The 19,676-nt window shown below is 63.1% G+C and carries 23 protein-coding genes and 2 tRNA genes; 14 read left to right on the top strand and 11 right to left on the bottom strand.

The features are described 5' to 3' along the window. Positions 1-56: 56 nt before the first annotated feature. Complete coding sequence (gene ribB / locus DQG18_RS04390; RefSeq protein ID WP_198669682.1) at positions 57-1,148, top strand: 3,4-dihydroxy-2-butanone-4-phosphate synthase; 1,092 nt, start codon at positions 57-59, stop codon at positions 1,146-1,148. Here the strand turns inward: ribB and DQG18_RS15975 are convergent. The 6 genes from DQG18_RS15975 to DQG18_RS04365 all read right to left on the bottom strand — a co-directional run bounded on the left by DQG18_RS15975 (position 1,100) and on the right by DQG18_RS04365 (position 4,689). Next, the gene (locus DQG18_RS15975) at positions 1,100-1,276 is read right to left on the bottom strand and encodes a hypothetical protein (protein ID WP_157969998.1); all 177 of its coding nucleotides are present in this window, start codon (positions 1,274-1,276) and stop codon (positions 1,100-1,102) included. The two genes, ribB and DQG18_RS15975, sit on opposite strands and share 49 nt — an antisense overlap. After that, a complete protein-coding gene (locus DQG18_RS04385) occupies positions 1,273-1,479 on the bottom strand; it encodes a hypothetical protein (RefSeq protein ID WP_116653019.1) in 207 nt (68 codons plus the stop codon). The genes DQG18_RS15975 and DQG18_RS04385 overlap by 4 nt, the downstream gene beginning before the upstream one ends. Before the next feature lie 620 nt (positions 1,480-2,099). Next, positions 2,100-2,879: a TlyA family RNA methyltransferase gene (locus DQG18_RS04380; RefSeq protein ID WP_116653018.1), complete on the bottom strand. Its 780-nt coding sequence runs from the start codon at positions 2,877-2,879 to the stop codon at positions 2,100-2,102. Then, positions 2,876-3,463, bottom strand: a complete 588-nt coding sequence (locus DQG18_RS04375; protein ID WP_116653017.1) for an SCO family protein — start codon at positions 3,461-3,463, stop codon at positions 2,876-2,878. Before DQG18_RS04375 ends, DQG18_RS04380 begins: the two co-directional genes overlap by 4 nt. A gap of 24 nt (positions 3,464-3,487) precedes the next feature. Beyond that, on the bottom strand, positions 3,488-3,724 hold the full coding sequence (locus DQG18_RS04370) for an exodeoxyribonuclease VII small subunit (RefSeq protein WP_116653016.1): 237 nt from the start codon (positions 3,722-3,724) through the stop codon (positions 3,488-3,490). Beyond that, positions 3,721-4,689, bottom strand: a complete 969-nt coding sequence (locus DQG18_RS04365; protein ID WP_116653015.1) for a histone deacetylase family protein — start codon at positions 4,687-4,689, stop codon at positions 3,721-3,723. The genes DQG18_RS04370 and DQG18_RS04365 overlap by 4 nt, the downstream gene beginning before the upstream one ends. 60 nt (positions 4,690-4,749) lie before the next feature. Between DQG18_RS04365 and DQG18_RS04360 the strand changes: the two genes are divergently transcribed. Then, positions 4,750-5,712, top strand: coding sequence for an L-threonylcarbamoyladenylate synthase (locus DQG18_RS04360; RefSeq protein WP_116653014.1), 963 nt, complete (start codon positions 4,750-4,752; stop codon positions 5,710-5,712). Positions 5,713-5,851: 139 nt separating this feature from the next. On the opposite strand, the gene DQG18_RS04355 is transcribed toward DQG18_RS04360, so the two are convergent. Together DQG18_RS04355 and DQG18_RS04350 are read right to left on the bottom strand one after the other, a co-directional pair. Next, complete coding sequence (locus tag DQG18_RS04355; RefSeq protein WP_116653013.1) at positions 5,852-6,085, bottom strand: hypothetical protein; 234 nt, start codon at positions 6,083-6,085, stop codon at positions 5,852-5,854. Positions 6,086-6,149: 64 nt separating this feature from the next. After that, the gene (locus tag DQG18_RS04350) at positions 6,150-7,115 is read right to left on the bottom strand and encodes a DnaJ C-terminal domain-containing protein (RefSeq protein WP_116653012.1); all 966 of its coding nucleotides are present in this window, start codon (positions 7,113-7,115) and stop codon (positions 6,150-6,152) included. A 151-nt stretch (positions 7,116-7,266) separates the two neighbouring features. On the opposite strand from DQG18_RS04350, the gene pdxH reads away from it, so the two are divergent. Further along, a complete protein-coding gene (gene pdxH, locus DQG18_RS04345) occupies positions 7,267-7,899 on the top strand; it encodes a pyridoxamine 5'-phosphate oxidase (protein ID WP_116653011.1) in 633 nt (210 codons plus the stop codon). 114 nt (positions 7,900-8,013) lie between these two features. After that, positions 8,014-8,763 carry a DUF1499 domain-containing protein gene (locus DQG18_RS04340; protein WP_116653010.1) on the top strand — a complete coding sequence of 250 codons (750 nt, stop codon included), beginning with the start codon at positions 8,014-8,016 and terminating at the stop codon, positions 8,761-8,763. Positions 8,764-8,957: 194 nt separating this feature from the next. Here DQG18_RS04340 and DQG18_RS04335 read toward each other — a convergent pair whose 3' ends face one another. Further along, positions 8,958-9,881, bottom strand: coding sequence for an MBL fold metallo-hydrolase (locus tag DQG18_RS04335; RefSeq protein ID WP_116653009.1), 924 nt, complete (start codon positions 9,879-9,881; stop codon positions 8,958-8,960). Between the two features lie 66 nt (positions 9,882-9,947). On the opposite strand from DQG18_RS04335, the gene DQG18_RS04330 reads away from it, so the two are divergent. Both DQG18_RS04330 and DQG18_RS15970 read left to right on the top strand, forming a co-directional pair. Further along, positions 9,948-10,562, top strand: coding sequence for a biotin transporter BioY (locus DQG18_RS04330; protein WP_116653008.1), 615 nt, complete (start codon positions 9,948-9,950; stop codon positions 10,560-10,562). Positions 10,563-10,680: 118 nt separating this feature from the next. Continuing rightward, a complete protein-coding gene (locus tag DQG18_RS15970; RefSeq protein WP_157969997.1) occupies positions 10,681-10,845 on the top strand; it encodes a hypothetical protein in 165 nt (54 codons plus the stop codon). A 114-nt stretch (positions 10,846-10,959) separates the two neighbouring features. Here the strand turns inward: DQG18_RS15970 and DQG18_RS04325 are convergent. Beyond that, a tRNA-Pro gene (locus DQG18_RS04325) sits at positions 10,960-11,036 on the bottom strand. A gap of 118 nt (positions 11,037-11,154) precedes the next feature. Here DQG18_RS04325 and DQG18_RS04320 point away from each other — a divergent pair. Then, positions 11,155-11,229 (top strand) — tRNA-Gln (locus DQG18_RS04320). Between the two features lie 424 nt (positions 11,230-11,653). Continuing rightward, the gene (locus tag DQG18_RS04315; protein ID WP_116653007.1) at positions 11,654-12,928 is read left to right on the top strand and encodes a flagellin N-terminal helical domain-containing protein; all 1,275 of its coding nucleotides are present in this window, start codon (positions 11,654-11,656) and stop codon (positions 12,926-12,928) included. Positions 12,929-13,201: 273 nt separating this feature from the next. On the opposite strand, the gene DQG18_RS04310 is transcribed toward DQG18_RS04315, so the two are convergent. After that, positions 13,202-14,119 carry a LysR substrate-binding domain-containing protein gene (locus DQG18_RS04310; RefSeq protein WP_198669655.1) on the bottom strand — a complete coding sequence of 306 codons (918 nt, stop codon included), beginning with the start codon at positions 14,117-14,119 and terminating at the stop codon, positions 13,202-13,204. A 118-nt stretch (positions 14,120-14,237) separates the two neighbouring features. On the opposite strand from DQG18_RS04310, the gene DQG18_RS04305 reads away from it, so the two are divergent. From DQG18_RS04305 to DQG18_RS04280, 6 genes are all read left to right on the top strand, one after another. Beyond that, entirely contained in the window at positions 14,238-15,128 is an 891-nt protein-coding gene (locus DQG18_RS04305; RefSeq protein ID WP_116653005.1) for a substrate-binding domain-containing protein, read from the top strand. A 44-nt stretch (positions 15,129-15,172) separates the two neighbouring features. Then, positions 15,173-16,135: a Bug family tripartite tricarboxylate transporter substrate binding protein gene (locus tag DQG18_RS04300; RefSeq protein ID WP_157969996.1), complete on the top strand. Its 963-nt coding sequence runs from the start codon at positions 15,173-15,175 to the stop codon at positions 16,133-16,135. Between the two features lie 64 nt (positions 16,136-16,199). Next, positions 16,200-16,667, top strand: a complete 468-nt coding sequence (locus tag DQG18_RS04295) for a tripartite tricarboxylate transporter TctB family protein (protein WP_116653003.1) — start codon at positions 16,200-16,202, stop codon at positions 16,665-16,667. Positions 16,668-16,677: 10 nt separating this feature from the next. Next, entirely contained in the window at positions 16,678-18,180 is a 1,503-nt protein-coding gene (locus tag DQG18_RS04290; protein ID WP_116653002.1) for a tripartite tricarboxylate transporter permease, read from the top strand. 76 nt (positions 18,181-18,256) lie between these two features. After that, positions 18,257-18,985: a PIG-L deacetylase family protein gene (locus DQG18_RS04285; RefSeq protein ID WP_116653001.1), complete on the top strand. Its 729-nt coding sequence runs from the start codon at positions 18,257-18,259 to the stop codon at positions 18,983-18,985. After that, complete coding sequence (locus tag DQG18_RS04280) at positions 18,985-19,659, top strand: 4-carboxy-4-hydroxy-2-oxoadipate aldolase/oxaloacetate decarboxylase (RefSeq protein ID WP_116653000.1); 675 nt, start codon at positions 18,985-18,987, stop codon at positions 19,657-19,659. The genes DQG18_RS04285 and DQG18_RS04280 overlap by 1 nt, the downstream gene beginning before the upstream one ends. Positions 19,660-19,676 lie beyond the last annotated feature (17 nt).

The raw sequence follows: 19,676 nt of genomic DNA, 5'->3' as shown, positions 1-19,676 counted from the left end.
TTGCAAGGCAAGGACCGCGCGGGGGAGGATCTCGATTTTTGAGGTACGACAGAATGCTGCCTGAATCCGACCGCCGCGTGGAAGCCGCACTCGATGCCATGAAGCGCGGGGGGATGGTTGTCGTCATCGACGATCACGATCGCGAGGGCGAGGGCGACATCATCGCCGCCGCCTCGACTGTGACACCCGAACAGATGGCCTTCATCGTGCGTCACACATCGGGGATCGTGTGCACGCCTATCAGCGGAGAGCGGGCTGCAAAGCTGCACCTCGATCCCATGGTCGCGCTCAACGACTCCGCCCATACCACGGCTTTCACGGTATCGATCGATTTCAAGCACGGCACCACCACGGGCATTTCCGCAGAGGACCGGACCGCAACGGTGCGCGCGCTGACCAATGGCAATGTGGCGGCCGAGGATTTTGCCCGCCCCGGCCATATCTTCCCGCTCATTGCACGGCGCGGCGGAGTGCTGATGCGCTCGGGCCATACCGAGGCGGCCGTCGACATGTGCCGGCTGGCCGGGCTGCCCGATGTCGGGGTGATCTGCGAACTGGTCAATGACAACGGCACGGTGACGCGCGGCCAGGAGGTTACGGATTTCGCGCAAAAGCACGATCTGCCGCTGGTCTCGGTCGCCGATCTCATCGCCTACCGCCAGCGCCGCGAAAAGCTTGTGGAGCGCGTTGGCACGTTCGCGATCGAAACGGTCGCGGGAAAAGCCATGGCCTACGCCTATTCCACCCCCTTCGATCGCGTGCAGCACCTGGCGCTGGTGTTCGGCGATGTGAGCAAGGGCGAAGCCATCCCGGTCCGCCTCCAGCGCGAGGACATCACGCTCGACGTGTTCGGGGGCGCGTCAAGGCTCAATGAATCGCTCAAGAACCTCGCGCAAACCGGCGGCGTGCTGGTCTATCTGCGCGAAGGCACGGCAGGGGTCGCCTGGCAGGATGAATCGGCAACCCATCCGCGCGGCGACGAGGACCATGGATCGGCCCGCGACCGCGAGGCCGAATGGCGCGAGGTGGGGCTGGGCGCGCAAATCCTGCGCGACCTCGGGATCGTCTCGATCCGCCCCATGACGTTGCGCTCGCGCCGCTATGTGGGGCTGGATGCCTTCGGTATCACCATCGTCTCGGAGAGCTGACCGGTCCTCTCCATCGGCGCGCCGCCATATTTGAAGTCCAGCGCCAGCGCGCCGACGACAATAACGATGCCGATAAGCCAGAGAACCGTCCGGATGAACGGATCACTCATCAACTGGTTGATCATCATGCCAGATCCTTGGGAAAGGCGGTGCGGACCGCATCGCGATCCGCGGCCGATTTCAGCCGGACCGTCAACGCGGTGGCGTCGACCGGAACCTGAACGGGCAGGTTGATCTCGACCGAAGGCATGTGGGCGCGCGCCCATGCCTTGACGCGGGAAATCTTGTTGGTGCCCGTGACGGGCAGAACAAGGGCATATTTGAAGGTCATCACAATCCTCGAAAGCTTTTTTTCCGCGCACCAAGAGGCAGCGGGGGCTGATCCCGCTTGTGGGGCCCGTGTGCGTGCGGTTCATCTGTGGGAGAATTTATCCTGGCCCGGCGCTTGCCGCCTGGCAGGTAGCCGAACCAGGCGATCAGCCAATCAGGAGCCGTACGCCACCATCAGTGAAGCAAGACCTGGAAAACCATCTCATGGCGGCCATCATGGCCAAGTCCCCCATGAAGTCAATCGCCAGGCATAATACTAAAGTCGTATGCGGCATAAGGCGCTGCCGCCGTTAACGAAATGGCCCTTGAATCGCCGCGATCCATAGCCATGTTGGGTGTCGGGCCTCATGGCGGGGGCCCACTTCCACATATGCCATTGATAAGAATCCCGCGCGCAAGCGTCAGGGGTCATGGAGAGAGATATGCCTGCGATGCGGCTTTGCAGTTCGTGCGTCGGGCCGGTGCCCCGTGCCTCGCACCGGTGCCCATGGTGTTTTTCTGAATTTGACGGCCTGCCCGGCAGGCCCGAGCATCTGTTTGCCTCGGCCGAAGGGCAGGGCCGGGCCCGTCAGGTCCAGCCGCCGCCGGACCAGCACGCCAGCGACGACCGCTGACGGCAGTTTATTCCGCGTCCTTGCCCGGGAAACCGGGCAAACCGCGCTGGTTGCCGCGCGTAAAAAAGGCAACCGTTTCGATATTTCCGTCACTTCCCGCAAGCGGGGAGGTGATGCGGCCCGCAAGCCGCCAGCCCCGCCTTTCCATAAAGGCGATGACCGCCCCTATGGCGTCCTCGACGTGAGGCCCCGGCACGACGATGCCGCCCTTGCCGAGATGATCGCGCCCCACCTCGAATTGCGGCTTGACGAGCAGGATGGCCTGGGCGTCCGGCGCGCAAAGCGATAGCGGTGCGTCGAGGATCTTGGTGAGCGAAACGAAACTCACATCGCTGACGACGAGATCGACCGCGTCCGGTATCAGCGCTTCTGAAAGGTCGCGGGCATTGGTGCCTTCCAGGCTTATGACGCGCGGATCGGCGGCGATGTCGCCGTGAAGCTGGCCGTGCCCGACATCGACGGCAAAGATTTTTTCCGCGCTGCGTTCGAGCAGCGCTTGCGTGAATCCGCCGGTGGAACTGCCAAGATCGAGGCAGGTTTTTCCCCTGGGATCGAAGCCCGACGCATCGAGCCCGGCGATCAGCTTGAGTGCTGCGCGCGAGACATAGCCCGATGCGGGGTCATCGATGGTGACGAGATCGTCAGGGCCGACCAGTTGCCCGGCCTTCGAGGCGGGTGCGCCGTTGACGCTGACCGTGCCGCGCGCGACGGCATCCCGCGCGCGGGAGCGGGACGGCACCAGCCCGCGCTGCTCGAGGGCAACGTCGAGCCGCTGCCGCTCGCTCATGCAGCGATGAGCCTGCGGATCTTGGCGATGGCGGTTTCCGAATCCTCGCCCCATGCGATGGTGCCGAAGAACGTCCCCTCGTCATCGATGAGGAAGATCGAGGCGGTGTGGTTGACCAGATATTCGCTCGACCCTTCCGCCTCCACCTTTTCCGAGAACACGCCGTAGGAGCGCTTGATCTGGTCGGTCTGGGCCTGATCGCCGACCAGCCCGATGACGTCGGGGCCGAAATTGGAGAGATAGGTCGCAACGTGTTCGAGATCGTCCCGCTCGGGATCGACGGTGACGAAGATGATGTTGAGATCGTCCGGGCCAAGGCCGAGCTGGGCCTTCCACGCCGTCGCCTCGGCCAGCGTCATGGGGCACACGTCCGGGCAGAAGGTGTAGCCGAAGAACATCATGGTCGGCGTGCCCTTGAGATCCTCCTCGGTGAAGGTCTCCCCGGTCGTTGTCGCCACCATCTCGAAGGGCCCTCCGAACATGGTGCCGGAAGGTGAGAAGGGGCGGGTGAAATAGATGACGGTTGCCCCGATGGCCGCAAGGATCACCAAACCCCAGAGGACGATGCGAACTTTTCCCAGCACGACGATATTCCTGACTTCAATCTGTTATTGCGGATCCAGCGGTTCGGTGCCCGTGGGCGTGCCGTCCCTGGCGAGCGTGATCTTCTCGATCCGGGCTTCGGCTTTTTTGAGCAGCCCTTCGCAATGACGCTTGAGCGCTTCGCCGCGCTCGTAGATCGCAATGGATTCCTGCAAGGGCGCCCGCCCGCTTTCCAGTTGCTGGACGATCTTTTCAAGCTCGTCCAAAGCCGCCTCGAAGCTCATTTCGGCGATGTCGGTCATTGCGCCTGTCCTTCCTGATGATCGGAATCGGGTCCGGCCTGGCCGGTGAGCAGCATGCCTACATGCGCGGACACCCCCGAAGCAAGACCGGCCAGATCGTATCCGCCTTCGAGCATCGAAACGATGCGGTTTGAGCAGCGTCTTGCGGCGATGTCCAGCAACTTTCCCGTGAGCCAGGCGTAATCGTCCCCCACCCATTCCAACTGCGCCAACGGGTCGCGCCTTTCGGCGTCGAAGCCGGCCGAAACAAGGATCAGATCGGGCGAAAACGCATCGAGTGCGGGCAGGATACGCTCGGTATAGGCGGCGCGCATCGCGTCGGTGCCCGTGCCGGCCCGGAGAGCTGCGTTGACGATGTTGCCGACGCCGGTTTCGCTGGGTGCGCCGGTGCCGGGAAAAAGCGGCATCTGGTGGGAGGAGGCGTAAAAGACCGAAGGGTCGTCTTCAAATATGTCCTGGGTGCCGTTGCCGTGATGGACGTCGAAATCGACGATGGCGACGCGCTCGGCGCCATAAAGCCGCTGGGCCTGCCGCGCCGCGATGGCGATGGTGTTGACAAGGCAAAAGCCCATCGGGCGGTCGCGCTCGGCGTGGTGCCCCGGCGGACGGGCGGCGACAAAGGCGTTGTCGGCCTCGCCCAGCACCACCGCCTCGATCCCGCGCAAGACGCCGCCGAGCGCGGTGGCCGAGGCATCGAGGCTGGTTGCGGAAACGAAGGTATCGGCGTCGATCTGCCCGATGCCCTCGGCGGGCCGGGCGGCGCGGACGCGGTCCATCACCGTTTCGGAATGGACGATCTCGGCCAGCGTCAGGTCCCCCTGTGGCGCCTCTTCGCGTTCGAGGCGGGCAAAGCGGGGCTGCTCCAGCGCCTTGATGACGGCCGCGAGTCGGCCGGCGCGCTCGGGGTGCCCCTGCGGCGTCCTGTGCTGCCCGAAATTGGCCTGGGTGAGAAGAAGCGTTGTCATCGCATACCTTGGATCAATCGATTTCTTGACGCGGGCAGCCGCGCTTGTCAAACAGCCCTAATGCCGCACGATGCCAACGACCCCACGACGATTGAGCAGGCCGCCGCGCTGATCCGCGCTGGAAAGCTGTGCGCGTTTGCGACCGAAACGGTCTATGGGCTGGGCGCGGACGCCACCAATTCCGACGCTGTCCTCGCCATATACGAGACCAAGGGACGCCCGCGGTTCAATCCGCTGATCTCGCACTGCGCCGACATGGAGATGGCGCGGCGCTACGCGCGGTTTTCGCCCTTGGCCGAACGGATCGCGGCAAGGTTCTGGCCGGGCCCGCTGACGCTGGTGCTGCCGATGATCCCCGGATCGGGCCTTTCGGACCTTGTGACCGCCGGTCTTGAAACGGTCGCCATCCGCGTACCGGGGCATGCCGATGCGCGCGCGCTGATTGCAAAGGTAGGCAGGCCCGTGGCGGCGCCTTCCGCCAACCCCTCGGGCAAATTGTCGCCAACGACCGCCGCGCAGGTCCGCAAGGGCTTCGGTGGCCGCGTCCCGGTGCTCGATGGGGGGCCGTGCCGGAATGGACTTGAATCGACCATCCTGACGATTGAAGGCGATACCGTGACCCAACTGCGCGCCGGAGCGCTGGCCCGCGAGGAAGTGGAGGCGTTTCTCGGGCTGCCGGTGCATTCGGCGTCCCATGACACAGCCATTGCCGCGCCGGGCATGCTTAAAAGCCACTATGCGCCCGAAGCGGCCATCCGGCGCGACGCGGAAAGGCCCCACGCAGACGAGGCGTTCCTTGCGTTCGGGCCCGAGCGGGAAGGCTTTTCCGGCCCGATGCTCAACCTCTCGCCATCGGGCGATCTGCGCGAGGCGGCGCGCAATCTCTTCTCATATCTTGCCCGGCTGGACGGCGAGGGACGACAAAGGATCGCCGTCGCCCCCATCCCTCACGAGGGACTGGGCGAAGCGATTAACGACCGGCTGGAACGGGCGGCAGCGCCGAGGGAATCCGAGATAGCCTAAGCATGACGCTGCATTCTCGCAGCTTCATTCAGCAGGCGCCCCGTTATGCTTGCGATCCTTGCGCGTAACCGAGAGAGAAAAGACATAAAGCACCGCGAGGACAAACAGCGGCCACACCCAAAGAAGAAGGATTTCCATATTAGTCCTCCAAACCGGCGAGCAATCGCTGTGCAAGGGAATGTAACACAAGAGCTACGACCAATCCAAGTAAGCTCAGCCCGGCAATATTCCAAGTGTCCCGGGAGGGCATGGTTCCAAGTCCAACGCCAATAAACGGGCCGAGAAGGGCTGCCAGTACCGTACCGGAAGCGATGGAATTTATGAAGTTCGCTGTGAGCTTGGTGCGCTCGATCTCTGCGGCGGCCTGTTTCATCAGGAGTATATACCACCTTTCACAATGAGGTGGAGTGATAAACGCTTACATGGGAGTGTTACAATCAACTCTCGCGCACCTTGTAGGGCTTCTGGTCGCGCCAGAAGCGCATGAGGCTTTCGAGGTCTGCGTCGCCGCCTTCGGGCAGGACGATGCGGATGTTGACGTAGAGGTCGCCCTTGCCGAACAGGCCCTTGCCCTTCAGGCGCAACGCCTTGGAGGTGTCCGGGCCGGGGGGCAGGTTGAGTTCGACCGCGCCCGAAAGCGTGGGCACGCGCACTTTGGCGCCCAGCACAGCTTCATAAAGGGTGACCGGCACATCGACGCGCAGATCGTTGCCGTCGCGGCGGAAGGTCTTGTGCCGCGCGAACTTGATGGTGACGAGCACGTCGCCCGGCTGCCCGGTGAGCGGGGAGGGCTTGCCCTGCCCGCGCAGGCGGATCTGCTGGCCTTCCTCGAGCGGGGAGGGCAGCTTGACCGAAACGGTCTTGCCGGTCGGCAGCACGACGGGCACCGAATTGCCCGCATTGGCGTCTTCGAGCGTTACGGCGAGATTGACGGTGGTATCGGGGCCCTTGGCGGATGCGCTCGAACTGGCCGTGCCGGTGAATGGGTCCCAGCTTGCGCCGCCGCCCGCGCCCGCCCCGCCGAACGGGTTGGCCCCGCCACGGCGCGCGCCGGCGCCGCCCGCGGAAAACCCGCTCATGAATTCCTTCAGGATGTCCTCGGCGCTGAACCCGCCCGTGCCTCCAGCGCGCGCGCCGCCGCGCGCCGCGCCCGGATCGAAGCCGAACCCGGCAAATTTCGGGTTGCCTTCGGCGTCGATCTCGCCGCGATCGTATTGCGCCCGCTTTGTCTTGTCGGACAAAAGGTCGTAGGCTGCCGTGGCCTCGGCGAATTTTTCGTGGGCCTTCTTGTCGTCCGGGTTCTGGTCCGGGTGCCACGTCTTGGCGAGCTTGCGGTAGGCGGACTTGATGTCCTTCTCGCTCGCAGACTTCGGGACGCCGAGAACGGTATAAGGGTCGCGCATGCTCCTCTTACCTGAACACTTTCCCGATGCCCCGCCGGAATACCGCCCGGAACATCGCTGATCAAACATTGCCGACGGCGCCGGTTGAAGCGCCGCTCATTTGCGTTCTATATGGCCACGGGTCCCGGTATTGTCCAGAAGTGCAAAGAAAATGAGCGCAGCCGATACGCCTTTGAACGATGCGATTTTCGATGATTCCCTTAAAGGCGCAATCGATCCTTTCGCGCTTTTCGAGCAATGGCTGGCCGCCGCCCGGCAATCCGAGATCAATGACGGCAACGCCATGGCGCTGGCGACCGTCGATGCGGACGGGCTGCCGGATGTGCGCATGGTGCTGCTCAACGGGCTGGATGCGCGCGGCTTTGTGTTCTTCACCAATCTGGGCAGCGCCAAGGGCCGGCAGTTGCTGGACAACCCCAAAGCCGCGCTGCTGTTCCACTGGAAAAGCCTCAGGCGACAGGTGCGGGTTCGCGGCGATGTGGAAGAGGTGAGCACTGGGGAGGCCGACGCCTATTTCGCCACCCGCCCCGCCCAGTCGCGCATCGGCGCGCACGCATCGGCGCAATCGCGCCCGCTCGAAAGCCGCGAGATTCTGGTCGAAAAGGCCGAAAGCCTTGCGCGCGACTATGGGGAAGGGCCCATTCCGCGCCCCGATTACTGGTCCGGCTTTCGCGTGCTGCCGCACCAGATCGAATTCTGGAAGGACGGGGCGTTCAGGCTGCACGACCGGGTCGTGCTGCGCCGGGAGGCGGATGGCTGGTCGCGGACGCGGCTTTATCCATAGCGGGACGCGTTGCGATAGCCCCAATGTGTGACTGAACCCCGGACCCGGCCCTTGCGAATTCTCATCAGAACCTCAAAAAGCGCCATATGGTCCCGTCGGCTCGCGAGCTTCGCGATGGCCGTGCTGGTGGTTGCGACCCCGCTTCATATCTTCGATCTCATCGCGACCGATGTGTTCGGCATCAGCCTTGCCATAGGGTTCGGCACGGCGGCGCTGGCTTTGCTGCTGGGGCTTTTTGCCTATGTCCGGCTCTGGTTCACCGGGGATCGCGGGTGGCGGCCGGCGAGCTTTGGGGTGGCGTTCGGGCTCATCTGCCTCCTGCCCGTTGCCGCCGCGGGCTATCTGGCCGTCACATATCCCGCGACCACCGATATTTCGACGGCGCTGGCCAGCCCGCCCGACCTCATCATGGCGCGGGCGCAGGGGACCGAAATCGACCCCGAACTGATCCTCGTTTCCTATCCCAACCTCATCACGCGGTTTTACCAGATCCCCTCGCCGGTCCTGTTCGATCTGGCCCAGACCCTTGCGCGGCGCAGCGGCTGGCAGGTCATCAGCGCGCTTTCGCCCGCTGACGAGGAAAGCGGGGGCACGCTCAACGCCATCCGCCGGTCGCTTTTGGGCTGGAGCACCGAGATCGCCTTCCGCGTCTCGCCGGGGCCTATCGGTGCGCTGATCGACCTGCGCGCCGCCTCGCTCTTTGCCACCCCTCACGATCTGGGCGAGAACGGCCGCGCCATCGAGGATTTCCTGCGCGCGCTCGACCAGAGCGTGACCGAGTATATCCAGGCCAATCTGGCGGCCATGGAGGAGGACACCGAATTGGTGACGGTCGAGGGGCTGGAGGGGGATGGCGGGGAGTGAGATGGCTCTCGTCTCCTTAAAGGGCCAGGTTATCACAGATAGAACTGTGTGTGGCTTCACCCCTCCCCATCAAGGGGAGGGTGTTTCCTTTTCCTTGTTGTCTCCCTACGCACAAGGCCAGCACCTCCCCCCTTAGTGGGGGAGGTTGGGAGGGGGTAGCGGTGCCGGCCAGACGCTTTAGGTATCGATCGAACCTATCGCTCCATCAATGAAGCGCGGAGGCTCCAGGGGGTGCGGGTGATGCGCAGGGCGCCGGTGGATTCGAGATATTCGAGATGGGAGAGGAGCGTGCGCCGGGCGCCGATGCGTACCCTGGGCGTGACGTCGGGATAGATGCGTTCGGCCAGCCGGGAGAGCGACAGCGGGCCGGATTTGAGCGCATTGAGAATCTGTCCGTTGCGCATCAGCCGGTGCGTGCGCACCGCGCGCACCCTTGCCGGGCCGTCCGCGATCTCGCCGCCATGGGCGGGTATGTAGCGGGTCTGGGGCAGGGCTTCGAGCCGGTCGAGCGAGGCGAGGTAGGCGGCCAGATCGCCGTCGGGCGTCGCAACCAGCGTCGTGTTCCAGGCCATCAGGTGATCCCCGGTGAGCACCGTGTCCGTGCCGTCGAGGGCAAAGGAGAAATGGTTGGCGCAATGGCCGGGGGTCGCGATGGCGCTGAGCGCCACCCCGCCATATTCCAGCCGGTCGCCATCCTTTATCTCGCGGTCGGGCACCAGCGCATAGTCGGAGGCATGGGCAAAGGGGTTGCGCTCGAGGAATTTTAGCGGGCGCGACAGCCTGTGCCGTCCGCCGAACACCAGCGGCGCGCCGGTTCTCTGCCTGAGCCGGGGCACGAGCGCGCAATGATCGATATGGGTGTGGGTGAGAAGGATCGCCTCGATGGGCCGGTGGCCCGCCGCCGCCAGAATCGCTTCGAGATGGGCGTCGTCGTCCGGACCCGGATCGAGCACGGCAATCCTGTCGTGGCCGATAAGGAACGTGTTGGTGCCGGTAAAGGTGAAGGGGGACGCATTGGGCGCCGTGAGCCGGGCAAGGCCGGAAGCGATAGGCACGAGCACCCCGGTCTGCGGGTCGAAGCCGGGCCTTTCGGGGGGCGATGATTGAGTGGCGGCCATTGCGTGTCGGGAAATGAATGGGTAAAAGGGCAATCGAATTCAGCGTTTAACGCAAAGGACCCCGCGATGGCCATGACTTTTGCCACTTCCAACACGCTTCTGGGCACAATGCAGCCAAAGGGCCGTGCCGCGCAGGCGCTGACCGCGCTGGCGGTCGCCTTTCTGGGCTCGATCCTTCTGGCCGTGTCGGCGAAGGTGAACGTGCCCACATGGCCCGTGCCCGTCACGCTCCAGTCGATGGCGGTCGCAGCCATCGCGGCGGCGTTCGGCGCGCGCGTGGGTGTTGCGACGGTGGCGCTCTATATCGGGCAGGGCCTTGCCGGGCTGCCGGTGTTTGCCGGTATCTATGCCGGGCCTGCCTATCTCTTCGGCCCGACCGGCGGGTTCATCCTGGCCTGGGTGGCGATGGCCGCCATTATCGGGCATGCCGCCGATCGCGGGCTTTCGCGGCGCTTCCTGCCGCTGTTCGCGGTGATGGTGGCCGCCGGCGTCGTGCAGTTCGCGGCGGGCTTTGCCTGGCTGCTTCTGCTCTCGGGGCAGGCCGGCTGGATCGATCCGGTCAACCCGGTGTTCTCGGCCTACAAGGGCGCCGTCGAACCCTTCATCGCCTGGGACATGATCAAGTTTGCCTTTGCCGCCATTACCGTGGTGGGCGGCTGGGCGCTGCTCAAGCGCGACTGAACGCGCCATCGACGGCAATGATCCGAAAGGCCGGCTCCCCAGGGGCCGGCCTTTTCTCATGCAACCACACCCGATGCGCTTCCGTTGTCTTTTCAATGCATATTGAAAGGATAATGGAATGGAACTGTCCGCCTCACCCTGGCTGTTCGCCATTCTGGGCGGCGCGGTGCTGTTGGGGATCGCCATCGCCTATGGCGCGGTGAGATCGTCCCACGCAAGCCGGCGCCAGCGCGACGCCGCGGAAAAAGGCGCGCGCAGGATGTACCACAAGGACGAACGCTGATCGCCCGGCTTTTCCAGCCGCTGCTTTCCCGGGCCACGGCGCCTGCCACCACCGGCTGGCCGAATTCGGGGAGCCGACGAAAAACCCCGGCCCTTGGCAGGACCGGGGTTTTATTGGTCGGAGTAGGGTGATTCGAACACCCGACCCCCTCGTCCCGAACGAGGTGCGCTACCAGGCTGCGCTATACTCCGTCATGGCGCGCGCAAAGACCGCGCGGGTGAGGGCTATATATAGCGGGAAGATTGCCGGTTCAACCCCGTTCGCTGCTGTTGCGGGGCGGGGGCAAACAGTGTAGGAACCAACCCGCCTTGGGGCGTAGCCAAGCGGTAAGGCATCGGTTTTTGGTACCGACATTCGCAGGTTCGAATCCTGCCGCCCCAGCCAGTTTTCCCATAATGTATTGGTTTTACCGCGAAAGCGCATCGTTCCGCGCACCCGCGCGCAGGAGCTTTAGATCGTTTCAGATTTTGACGGAAACGCCCAGCTTCCGCCATCCTGGAAGAATCGCGCTGGATTCCGGCAATAAATGCCGGAATGACAATGGTGTTTCCTGCTTGCTCTCCCTTCCTTCAACGTCACCCCGGTATTTATTACCGGGGACCAAAAGGGTGCCTCCGCGGACGCGGACCTCCTTGTTTCCCTCGAAACCGGAAACGCTTTAGCCATCCGTTAACGCTGCTGGCCGGTCCGGTTTCTTTCATCAATTTTTCCGCACCGCATTTACCAGACATTAGAGCCTCGCCGTCATAGTCGGCTCACCCCGGCAGAAGCCCGGGCTTTTTCAGTGCCCTAAGAACAAGGTGCCAAAATGGATATCAATCTTTCCAAGGCCGTAAGGTCTAATCTTCTTTCTCTTCAGAACACCGCGACCATGATGGGCAAGACGCAGGAGCGTCTGGCTACCGGTCTCAAGGTGAACTCGGCCCTCGATAACCCCACCAACTTCTTTACGGCTTCCGCCCTGAAGAACCGTGCAGGCGACCTCGGTCAGCTCATGGATTCGGTTTCCAACTCGATCCAGACGCTTCAGGCCGCCGACAAGGGCATCAAGGCGATCAGCAAGCTCGTCGAATCTGCCCAGTCGACGGCTCGTCAGGCTCTTCAGGACCGCTCGGCTGCAACCGGCGGGGGCGCTCTCACTGCGGAGACTTCGCTGGGTATCAACAAGGGCGTTGCGGAAAATCGGGTACTGACTGACCTCGGCTTTGCTGCTGGCGATACGCTGACCTTCTCGCGCGAAAACTCCACGACCGGCGTCGTCGAGCAGTTCGAGTTTGAAGTTCAGGCAGGCAGCACCGTTGGGGAACTCGTCGATGCGGTCAATGCCTCGGGTTTTGCCCAGGCCAATATCTCGGACACCGGCTTCCTGTCGTTCTCGGTGGGTGGTTCCGATGACCTCACCGTCACTGCAACTGTGGCGGATGGAGCCGTTGCCAACGGCGATCAAGTGGCTGTGGCAGCACTGGAAGGTCTGGGCTTCACGCAGGCAGGCGCCGCGGGCGCTGGCGATGATGCCGGTGTCGATGGCGAAAGCGACACGGCCTCGCTCACCGTCACTGCGGGCGCTGCCGGCACGAACGAAGTTCGTGCAAAGCTTGCGGCCCAGTACAATGAACTGCTCGGCCAGATCGATGAGCTTGCCGCCGACTCCGACTATAATGGTGTGAACCTGCTTGGCGGAACCGACAACGATCTCAAGGTGATCTTCAATGAGAGGGGTTCCTCTGAAATCACCATCAAGAGCGTCGATTTCACGTCCAGTGGCCTGGGCTTGGCACCGGTCAGCGGTGACTTTGCCACCGAAGCCGAGATCAACGGCGTTCTTGACAAGCTCAAGGGCGCCCTCGGTGAACTGCGTTCGCAGGCCTCCCAGTTCGGCTCGAACCTGTCGGTCGTCGAAACCCGCCAGGATTTCACCAAGGACATGATCAACGTGCTGGAAACCGGCGCCGCGAACCTGACGCTCGCCGACACCAACGAGGAAGCCGCCAACCTCCTCGCTCTGCAGACCCGTCAGCAGTTGTCCTCGACGGCCCTGTCGATGGCTTCGCAGGCCGATCAGGCTGTACTGCGTCTGTTCTAAGAGTAGCAAATCATCCAGGCGAGAAGGCGGTCCAGAAGGGCCGCCTTTTCTTTTTTGGGGGAGCGATGGCGCTGAGACCCCGGTGGGACTGTCCTAGATCGTTTCAGGTCGTGATGGAAACGGCCTGCCGTGGCGGTTGGAGTTGGATCGCACTGGATTGCCGGGAACGAGTCCCGGAATGACATTGGTGATTTTGGCCGATACCTGCTCTAAGTCTTTGATTTATCACGTTTCCGAACCGAATAAGTGGTGCCCACTTATTCTGGAAACGCTCTAGAACGTCATGGCCTCTTTCATCGCTGCGATATAGGCCGTCTTGATGCAGGCCGAGAGGGCCGCGAGTTCGGGTTGTGCCTGAACGCGCATGGGTTTGAGGATGCCGTAGGAAAATTCGATGCGGGGGCGCAGGGGTTTTCGCGTGTAGCCCAGCGATTTGAGCTTGAGGGCCGTGAACGGATCGATGACACCGCTTCCCAGCCCGGCCGTCACGAACATGACGAGAGACGCCGCCGTGGCGGTTTCGACCGCAATCCGGCAACGGAGCCCCGCGCTGTCGAAAGCCTGCTCGACCTTGTAACGGGTGAGGTTGTGCCTCTGGAGCACGACCAGCGGTTCATCGTCGAGCATGGCGAGATCGATGACCGGTTCCGCGCACAGGCGATGGCCGGGCGGCAGGATACATACGCCCTCGCCCATGGGCAGGGTCGTGATCAGATCGGCAGGGTATTCGACCGGCAGCATGGTCACCGCCAGATCGAACTCCTGCTCGTTGAGCCAGCGGCGGTTGTCGCGCCGGACCACGACATCGGTGGAAACCGAGATCTGCGGGTACGATTGCCGGAAAAGAACCAGGGCATCGGGCAGGATCGAATGGGCCATGGCCGAGTTGGCGAAAAGCCGGATCGGACGCTGGGGCATGCGGTCGATATCGCGCAGGATCGCATCGAGATGATCGACGCGCGCCAGCGTTTCCTGCGAGGTATCGAAGAGCCATTCCGCCTTGGGCGTCGGCACGAGGCGCCCCCCGATCCGCGAAAACAAGGTGGTTCCCAGTTGCGCTTCGAGCTCGGCAAGGGTGCGGCTGACCGCCGGCTGGCTGATATTGAGGGTGCGGCCGGCCTCGATGGTGCTGCCGGTCAGCATCAGGGCGCGGAACACTTCTATGTGCCGAAGTTTGAATCGCCAGGCCATATGTCTATGCAGTTTGGTTATATAGTTAGGACTACATCGCATTTGACCTGATTGACTGCAAGCTGAAATATTCCGCGAAAGTCAAGAGCCGGTAAGGAACCGGACAAAGAGGATTTTCATGCAGCCTGCCTTGCAGCTCAAAAGTGCCATTGGCGATATGGTTCAGGTGCGCCCCCTTCACGAGGGGCTGGTCATCTCCGATCGCTTCGCGCTCGAACGTGTCCGTGTCGAGCCCTTCCACGTCGCGTTCCGCCGCATGGTGCGTACGCTGGAATTCGATCTTTCGGAAATACCGGTCGCCACGCTGGGGCAGGCGATCCATGCCGGTGTGCCCATTGTGGGCCTGCCCGTTCCGACCTCGTGCCGCATGCATCACGCCTCGATTCTTTGCGCTGCCGATTCCGATATCCGGGGGCCGCGGGACCTCGTGGGGCGCAAGGTGCTGGCCCGCTCGTGGCCGCAAACGACGGGCGTGTGGATCCGTGGCATTCTCCAGAGCGACTATGGCATCGCGCTTCGCGATATCGACTGGATCGTCCAGGAGGGCCCGCATGTGCCCCAGTTTGCCGATCCCGATTTCGTGACCCTTGTGGAGAGCGAGGAAAGCCCGCTCAGCCTGCTCAGGGCGGGCAAGGTCGATGCGGTCACCGGCCTGCATGGCATTCCCGAAGGCACGCGTCCGGTGATCGGGAACGCCGCAGAAGCGGGTGCGGAATGGTATGCGCGCACCGGTATTTTTCCCGTAAACCATGTGCTGTGCCTGCGCCGCGACGTGCTGGACGCGCACCCATGGCTTGTCCAAGCCGTTACGGAAGTGTTCGACAGGGCACGTGAAATTGCGCAGGAGCGCGGCGATCTCGACAGTACCCGGCACGGACTGCCAGCCGGTCTCCAGCTTTACAAATCCGGGCTCGAAGCCAACCGCAAGTCGATGCAGACGCTGGTCGATTTTTCGATCCAGCAGGAAATTCTGCCCGCTTCGGTAACGCTCGACAGCCTGTTCGTATGACTAGCGGGTTTGAAAGACCCAATCGACCAACCCAGGAGGAAATCATGAAACTGATCAAAGCCTTACTTGCCACTTCGGTGCTTGTCCTAGCCGGATCGGGCGCAGCGTATGCCCAAAACTATCCCGAGCGTCCCGTTACGCTGGTCGTGCCTTTCGCGCCGGGCGGCGCCGTCGATATGGTGGGCCGGTTCATCGCCGACAGGCTGAGCGCGATCTGGGGCCAGACCATCGTGGTCGAAAACATTCCGGGCGCCGGCACGCTGCTGGCCACCGGGCAGGTCTCCAGCGCCAGTCCCGATGGTTATACGCTGCTCATCAACTCGGCGACCGTCACCATGAGAGCTGCCATTCAGGAGACCCCGCTGGTCGATCCCGCCGAGGACCTGACCCATATCGGCCGCATCGGGGCCACGCCGCTGCTGCTGGCCACCAGCCCCTCGCTCGGCGTCTCGAACTATGACGAGTTCGCGGCGCTTGCAAAGGAGCGCGAGCTCAAATACGCCACCGTTGGCGTCGGGTCGCTGAACCAGTTCGCCTCCGAAATCCTGCGCAGCGCCGCCGATCTCCAGATGACGCCGGTTCACTATAATGGCGGCTCCCCCGCCATGACCGACGTGATCGGGGGCCACGCGGACCTTTTCTATGGCAGCATCACCCAGGTTATCCCGCATGTGCGCGAGGGCCTGATGACCGGTATCGTGGTTTCGAGCGCGGAGCGTTCGGACATCCTGCCCGAGTTGCCCAGCGTGGGCGAACTCGGCCTGGATGACGCCGTGATCGAAAACTGGTGGGGTCTGTTCGGGCCCAAGGGCATGGACGAGGCGATCGTCGATCAGATCAACGCCGACCTCAACACCGTGCTGCAGACCCCGGAAATGGCCGAATTCCTGCAGAGCGACGGCGCCCGCCCGCTTTGGGGCACGCCCGAAGAATTTACCGAACAGGTAAAGAGCGAATACGCCACCTGGCGCCGGGTTGCCAACGAACAGGGCATCCGCCCCGAATAAAGTCCATAGTGGCTGCGGGCCGCCTCCCCGTGGGGTGGCTCGCACCGCATTTCCAAAGGGCGCCATGTTGTCCATAAGAAGTCAAAAAGATCTCGTCGCCGGCGCGATTTTCGTCGCCATAGGGATATTCTTTGTCGTTTCTTCTCTCGAATACCGGCTGGGTACGCCTGCGCGCATGGGGCCAGGCTTCTTTCCGCTCATACTTGGGATTCTGCTGAGCCTTTTGGGTAGCGGCGTCATCCTTACCGCGCTGCGGGGCGAACCGGACGAGGGAGGCCGGCTGGACACGTTCAACCTGCGCGGGTTGGGCGTAATCATTTTTACAACGGTCCTCTTTGGAATTCTGATTCAGCCGCTCGGGTTGCTGGTAACGCTTTCGATCTGTGCGGCCATCACGAGCCTTGCGGCGCCGGGCGCGCGCCCGCTGGTCATTGCCGGCAATGTCGGCGTTCAACTGGTTATCGGTCTGGGTGTCTTTCACCTTCTGCTCAAGCTGCAGATTCCCCTTCTGCCGCGCATTCTCGGCTTCTGAGGCTCGCAAGATGGATTTTGTCGCTAATCTCACCCTGGGCCTGCAAACGGCCATGACATTGGAAAACCTGATCTACGCAGGTGTCGGCTGCCTTCTGGGCACGCTGATCGGCGTGCTGCCGGGGCTTGGGCCGCTGACGACGATTTCCATGCTGCTGCCCTTCACCTTCGGGTTGAGCCCGATCGGCGCGCTGATCATGCTTGCCGGCATCTATTACGGCGCCGCCTATGGGGGATCGACCACTGCGATCCTCGTCAATCTGCCGGGAGAAGCCTCCTCGGTCGTAACGACCATCGACGGCCACCAGATGGCCAAGCAGGGTCGCGCGGGGGCCGCATTGGCGGCAGCGGCCATCGGCTCGTTCGTCGCGGGGAGCCTGGGCGTGCTGGTGCTGGCCGTGTTCTCAGGCCCGATCGCCCAGGTCGCCTTCAGTTTCGGCCCGGCTGAATATTTCGCCCTGATGTTCATGGGGCTGATCGGCGCGGTTTCACTGACATCGGGACCGCTGCTCAAATCGCTGTGCATGATCGTCGTCGGCCTGCTCATCGGCCTCGTGGGCATGGATGTGAGCTCAGGCGTGGTGCGCTTTTCCTTCGGCAGCATCGCCCTTTGGGAAGGCGTCGATTTCATCGTCATCTCGATCGGCATCTTCGCCTTCGCTGAAATCGTCAGCACGCTGGAACGCCAGAAGACCGGCGAAGCGCAGGTGGCGCCGATCGCGTCCATCATGCCGACGAGGCAGGACATCAAACGCATGACCCCCGCCATTCTGCGCGGGTCGACGCTGGGGTCTTTCCTGGGCATCCTGCCGGGTGCCGGCGTGTCGCTGGCCTCGTTCTTTGCCTATAGCCTTGAAAAGAAGACCTCGAAATACAGGCACGAACTGGGCAAGGGGGCGATCGAGGGCGTGGCGGGGCCGGAATCGGCCAACAACGCGGCCGCGCAGACCTCGTTCATACCGACCCTGACGCTGGGCATTCCCGGTTCGGCCACGATGGCGCTGATGCTCGGGGCGATGGTCATCCACAATATCCAGCCCGGCCCGTCGGTGGTGACGAGAAATCCCGATCTGTTCTGGGGCCTGATCGTATCGATGTGGATCGGCAACCTGTTTCTGGTGATTCTCAACCTGCCGCTCATCGGCATGTGGGTGCGCCTCCTGCGCATCCCCTATTCGATGCTGTTCCCGGCCATCCTGATGTTCTGCTGCATCGGGGTCTATGCCAGCTCCTATTCGGTGCTCGACGTGTTCATGGTGGCGGGACTGGGGGCCGCGGGCTATGTGCTGGCCAAGCTCGACTGCGAACCGGCGCCGCTACTGCTCGGCTTCATTCTGGGGCCGATGGTGGAAGAATATTTCCGCCGCGCGCTCGTGCTCTCGGACGGCGATTTCTCGGTGTTCGTGTCGCGTCCGATTTCCGCCGCTCTGCTGGCGGTTTCCATCGCCATGCTCGTATTTGCCGCCTTGCCCAAACTGCGCAAGGCGCGGCAGACTGCATTTGCCGAAGACTGATCCTTCATCAAGGCCCTGCCCGGACGCCGTCCGGGCAGGGCGATCCTGACGACCTGCTTATTGGGGATTTTTACTTATGTCCAAGACTGCTCTTATCGTTTCGGCCCATTCGGCCGATTTTGTGTGGCGCTGCGGCGGGGCGATTGCGTTGCATGCTTCGCTTGGCTACGCGGTGACGGTGGTTTGCCTTTCGTATGGCGAGCGCGGGGAGAGCGCCAAGCTCTGGAAGAACGAGGGTATGACGCTCGACAAGGTCAAGACCGAGCGCCGCCGCGAGGCCGAGAACGCGGCCAGGGCGCTCGACGTCCACGATATCGAATTTTTCGACCTGGGCGATTACCCACTGGAAATGACCCGCGAGGGCAAGGACCGGCTGGTCGATGTGATGCGCAAGGTGCAGCCCGCCTTCATGATGACGCACTCCAAATACGATCCCTACAACACCGACCACATGTATGTGTCGCAGTGGACGCTCGAATGCCGGGCCATCGCGCAGGCCTGGGGGCACAATCCGGGTGAAAAGGTCCTCGGGGCGCCGCAGGTCTATCTGTTCGAGCCGCACCAGACCGAGCAGATGGAATGGAAGCCTGATACCTTTCTCGATATCACGCCCGTGTGGGACAAGAAGTGGGCGGCGATCCAGGCGATGGAAGGCCAGGAGCACCTGTGGCACTATTACGAGAACGTGGCGCAGAACCGGGCCAACCACTTCCGGCGCAATTCGGGCGGTCAGGCAGGAGGAAGGGCGGCCAAATACGCCGAAGGCTTCCAGTCGATCTTCCCGCGCACCGTGGATGAACTGTAATGGGCGGGGTGGTTGTCCGGAACATCGAGCGGGCCGACAAGGGCGTCATCGAGCGCCTTGCGGCCTGTGGGGTGGCGACGGTGCACGAGGCGCAGGGCCGCAAGGGGCTTTTGGCCAGCTATATGCGCCCGATCTATTCCGGCGCGCGGCTGGCGGCGAGCGCGGTTACCATCTCGGCGCCGCCGGGCGACAACTGGATGGTGCATGTGGCGATCGAGCAGTTAAGGGACGGCGACATTCTCGTGCTCGCGCCCACCAGTCCGAGTGAGGACGGCTATTTCGGCGATCTTCTGGCCACCTCGGCACAGGCGCGCGGGTGCAAGGGGCTGATCATCGATGCCGGGGTACGCGATGTGGCCGACCTGACCGAGATGAAATTCCCGGTGTGGTCCAAAGCGATCTCTGCGCAGGGGACGGTCAAGGAGACGGTGGGCTCGATCAACGTCCCTGTCGTTTGCGCCGGTGCGCTGGTCGAGCCGGGCGACGTGATCATTGCCGACGACGACGGGGTGTGCGTGGTCCGGCGCGATGAGGCCGCGTCGGTGGCCGACAAGGCCGAGGCGCGGGTTGCCGCCGAGGAGGACAAGCGCAAGCGGCTGGCGGCGGGGGAACTTGGCCTCGACATCTACAAGATGCGCGAAAGGCTGGCCGAAAAGGGACTCAGATATATCTGAACACATGAGTGTTTGGT

It is taken from the genome of Pelagibacterium sediminicola, from assembly GCF_003390885.1.
Taxonomy (GTDB): domain Bacteria; phylum Pseudomonadota; class Alphaproteobacteria; order Rhizobiales; family Devosiaceae; genus Pelagibacterium; species Pelagibacterium sediminicola.
This window is presented reverse-complemented; position numbering and strand designations above follow the sequence as displayed.

Excerpts from the sequence above, each read along its gene's own strand:
- DQG18_RS15975 (WP_157969998.1), bottom strand. The coding sequence starts at position 1,276 with ATGATGATCAACCAGTTGATGAGTGATCCGTTCATCCGGACGGTTCTC.
- DQG18_RS04385 (WP_116653019.1), bottom strand. The coding sequence starts at position 1,479 with ATGACCTTCAAATATGCCCTTGTTCTGCCCGTCACGGGCACCAACAAG.
- DQG18_RS04380 (WP_116653018.1), bottom strand. The coding sequence starts at position 2,879 with ATGAGCGAGCGGCAGCGGCTCGACGTTGCCCTCGAGCAGCGCGGGCTG.
- DQG18_RS04370 (WP_116653016.1), bottom strand. The coding sequence starts at position 3,724 with ATGACCGACATCGCCGAAATGAGCTTCGAGGCGGCTTTGGACGAGCTT.
- DQG18_RS04365 (WP_116653015.1), bottom strand. The coding sequence starts at position 4,689 with ATGACAACGCTTCTTCTCACCCAGGCCAATTTCGGGCAGCACAGGACG.
- DQG18_RS04360 (WP_116653014.1), top strand. The coding sequence starts at position 4,750 with ATGCCGCACGATGCCAACGACCCCACGACGATTGAGCAGGCCGCCGCG.
- DQG18_RS04355 (WP_116653013.1), bottom strand. The coding sequence starts at position 6,085 with ATGAAACAGGCCGCCGCAGAGATCGAGCGCACCAAGCTCACAGCGAAC.
- DQG18_RS04350 (WP_116653012.1), bottom strand. The coding sequence starts at position 7,115 with ATGCGCGACCCTTATACCGTTCTCGGCGTCCCGAAGTCTGCGAGCGAG.
- pdxH (WP_116653011.1), top strand. The coding sequence starts at position 7,267 with ATGAGCGCAGCCGATACGCCTTTGAACGATGCGATTTTCGATGATTCC.
- DQG18_RS04340 (WP_116653010.1), top strand. The coding sequence starts at position 8,014 with ATGGCCGTGCTGGTGGTTGCGACCCCGCTTCATATCTTCGATCTCATC.
- DQG18_RS04335 (WP_116653009.1), bottom strand. The coding sequence starts at position 9,881 with ATGGCCGCCACTCAATCATCGCCCCCCGAAAGGCCCGGCTTCGACCCG.
- DQG18_RS04330 (WP_116653008.1), top strand. The coding sequence starts at position 9,948 with ATGGCCATGACTTTTGCCACTTCCAACACGCTTCTGGGCACAATGCAG.
- DQG18_RS15970 (WP_157969997.1), top strand. The coding sequence starts at position 10,681 with ATGGAACTGTCCGCCTCACCCTGGCTGTTCGCCATTCTGGGCGGCGCG.
- DQG18_RS04315 (WP_116653007.1), top strand. The coding sequence starts at position 11,654 with ATGGATATCAATCTTTCCAAGGCCGTAAGGTCTAATCTTCTTTCTCTT.
- DQG18_RS04310 (WP_198669655.1), bottom strand. The coding sequence starts at position 14,119 with ATGGCCTGGCGATTCAAACTTCGGCACATAGAAGTGTTCCGCGCCCTG.
- DQG18_RS04305 (WP_116653005.1), top strand. The coding sequence starts at position 14,238 with ATGCAGCCTGCCTTGCAGCTCAAAAGTGCCATTGGCGATATGGTTCAG.
- DQG18_RS04300 (WP_157969996.1), top strand. The coding sequence starts at position 15,173 with ATGAAACTGATCAAAGCCTTACTTGCCACTTCGGTGCTTGTCCTAGCC.
- DQG18_RS04295 (WP_116653003.1), top strand. The coding sequence starts at position 16,200 with ATGTTGTCCATAAGAAGTCAAAAAGATCTCGTCGCCGGCGCGATTTTC.
- DQG18_RS04290 (WP_116653002.1), top strand. The coding sequence starts at position 16,678 with ATGGATTTTGTCGCTAATCTCACCCTGGGCCTGCAAACGGCCATGACA.
- DQG18_RS04285 (WP_116653001.1), top strand. The coding sequence starts at position 18,257 with ATGTCCAAGACTGCTCTTATCGTTTCGGCCCATTCGGCCGATTTTGTG.
- DQG18_RS04280 (WP_116653000.1), top strand. The coding sequence starts at position 18,985 with ATGGGCGGGGTGGTTGTCCGGAACATCGAGCGGGCCGACAAGGGCGTC.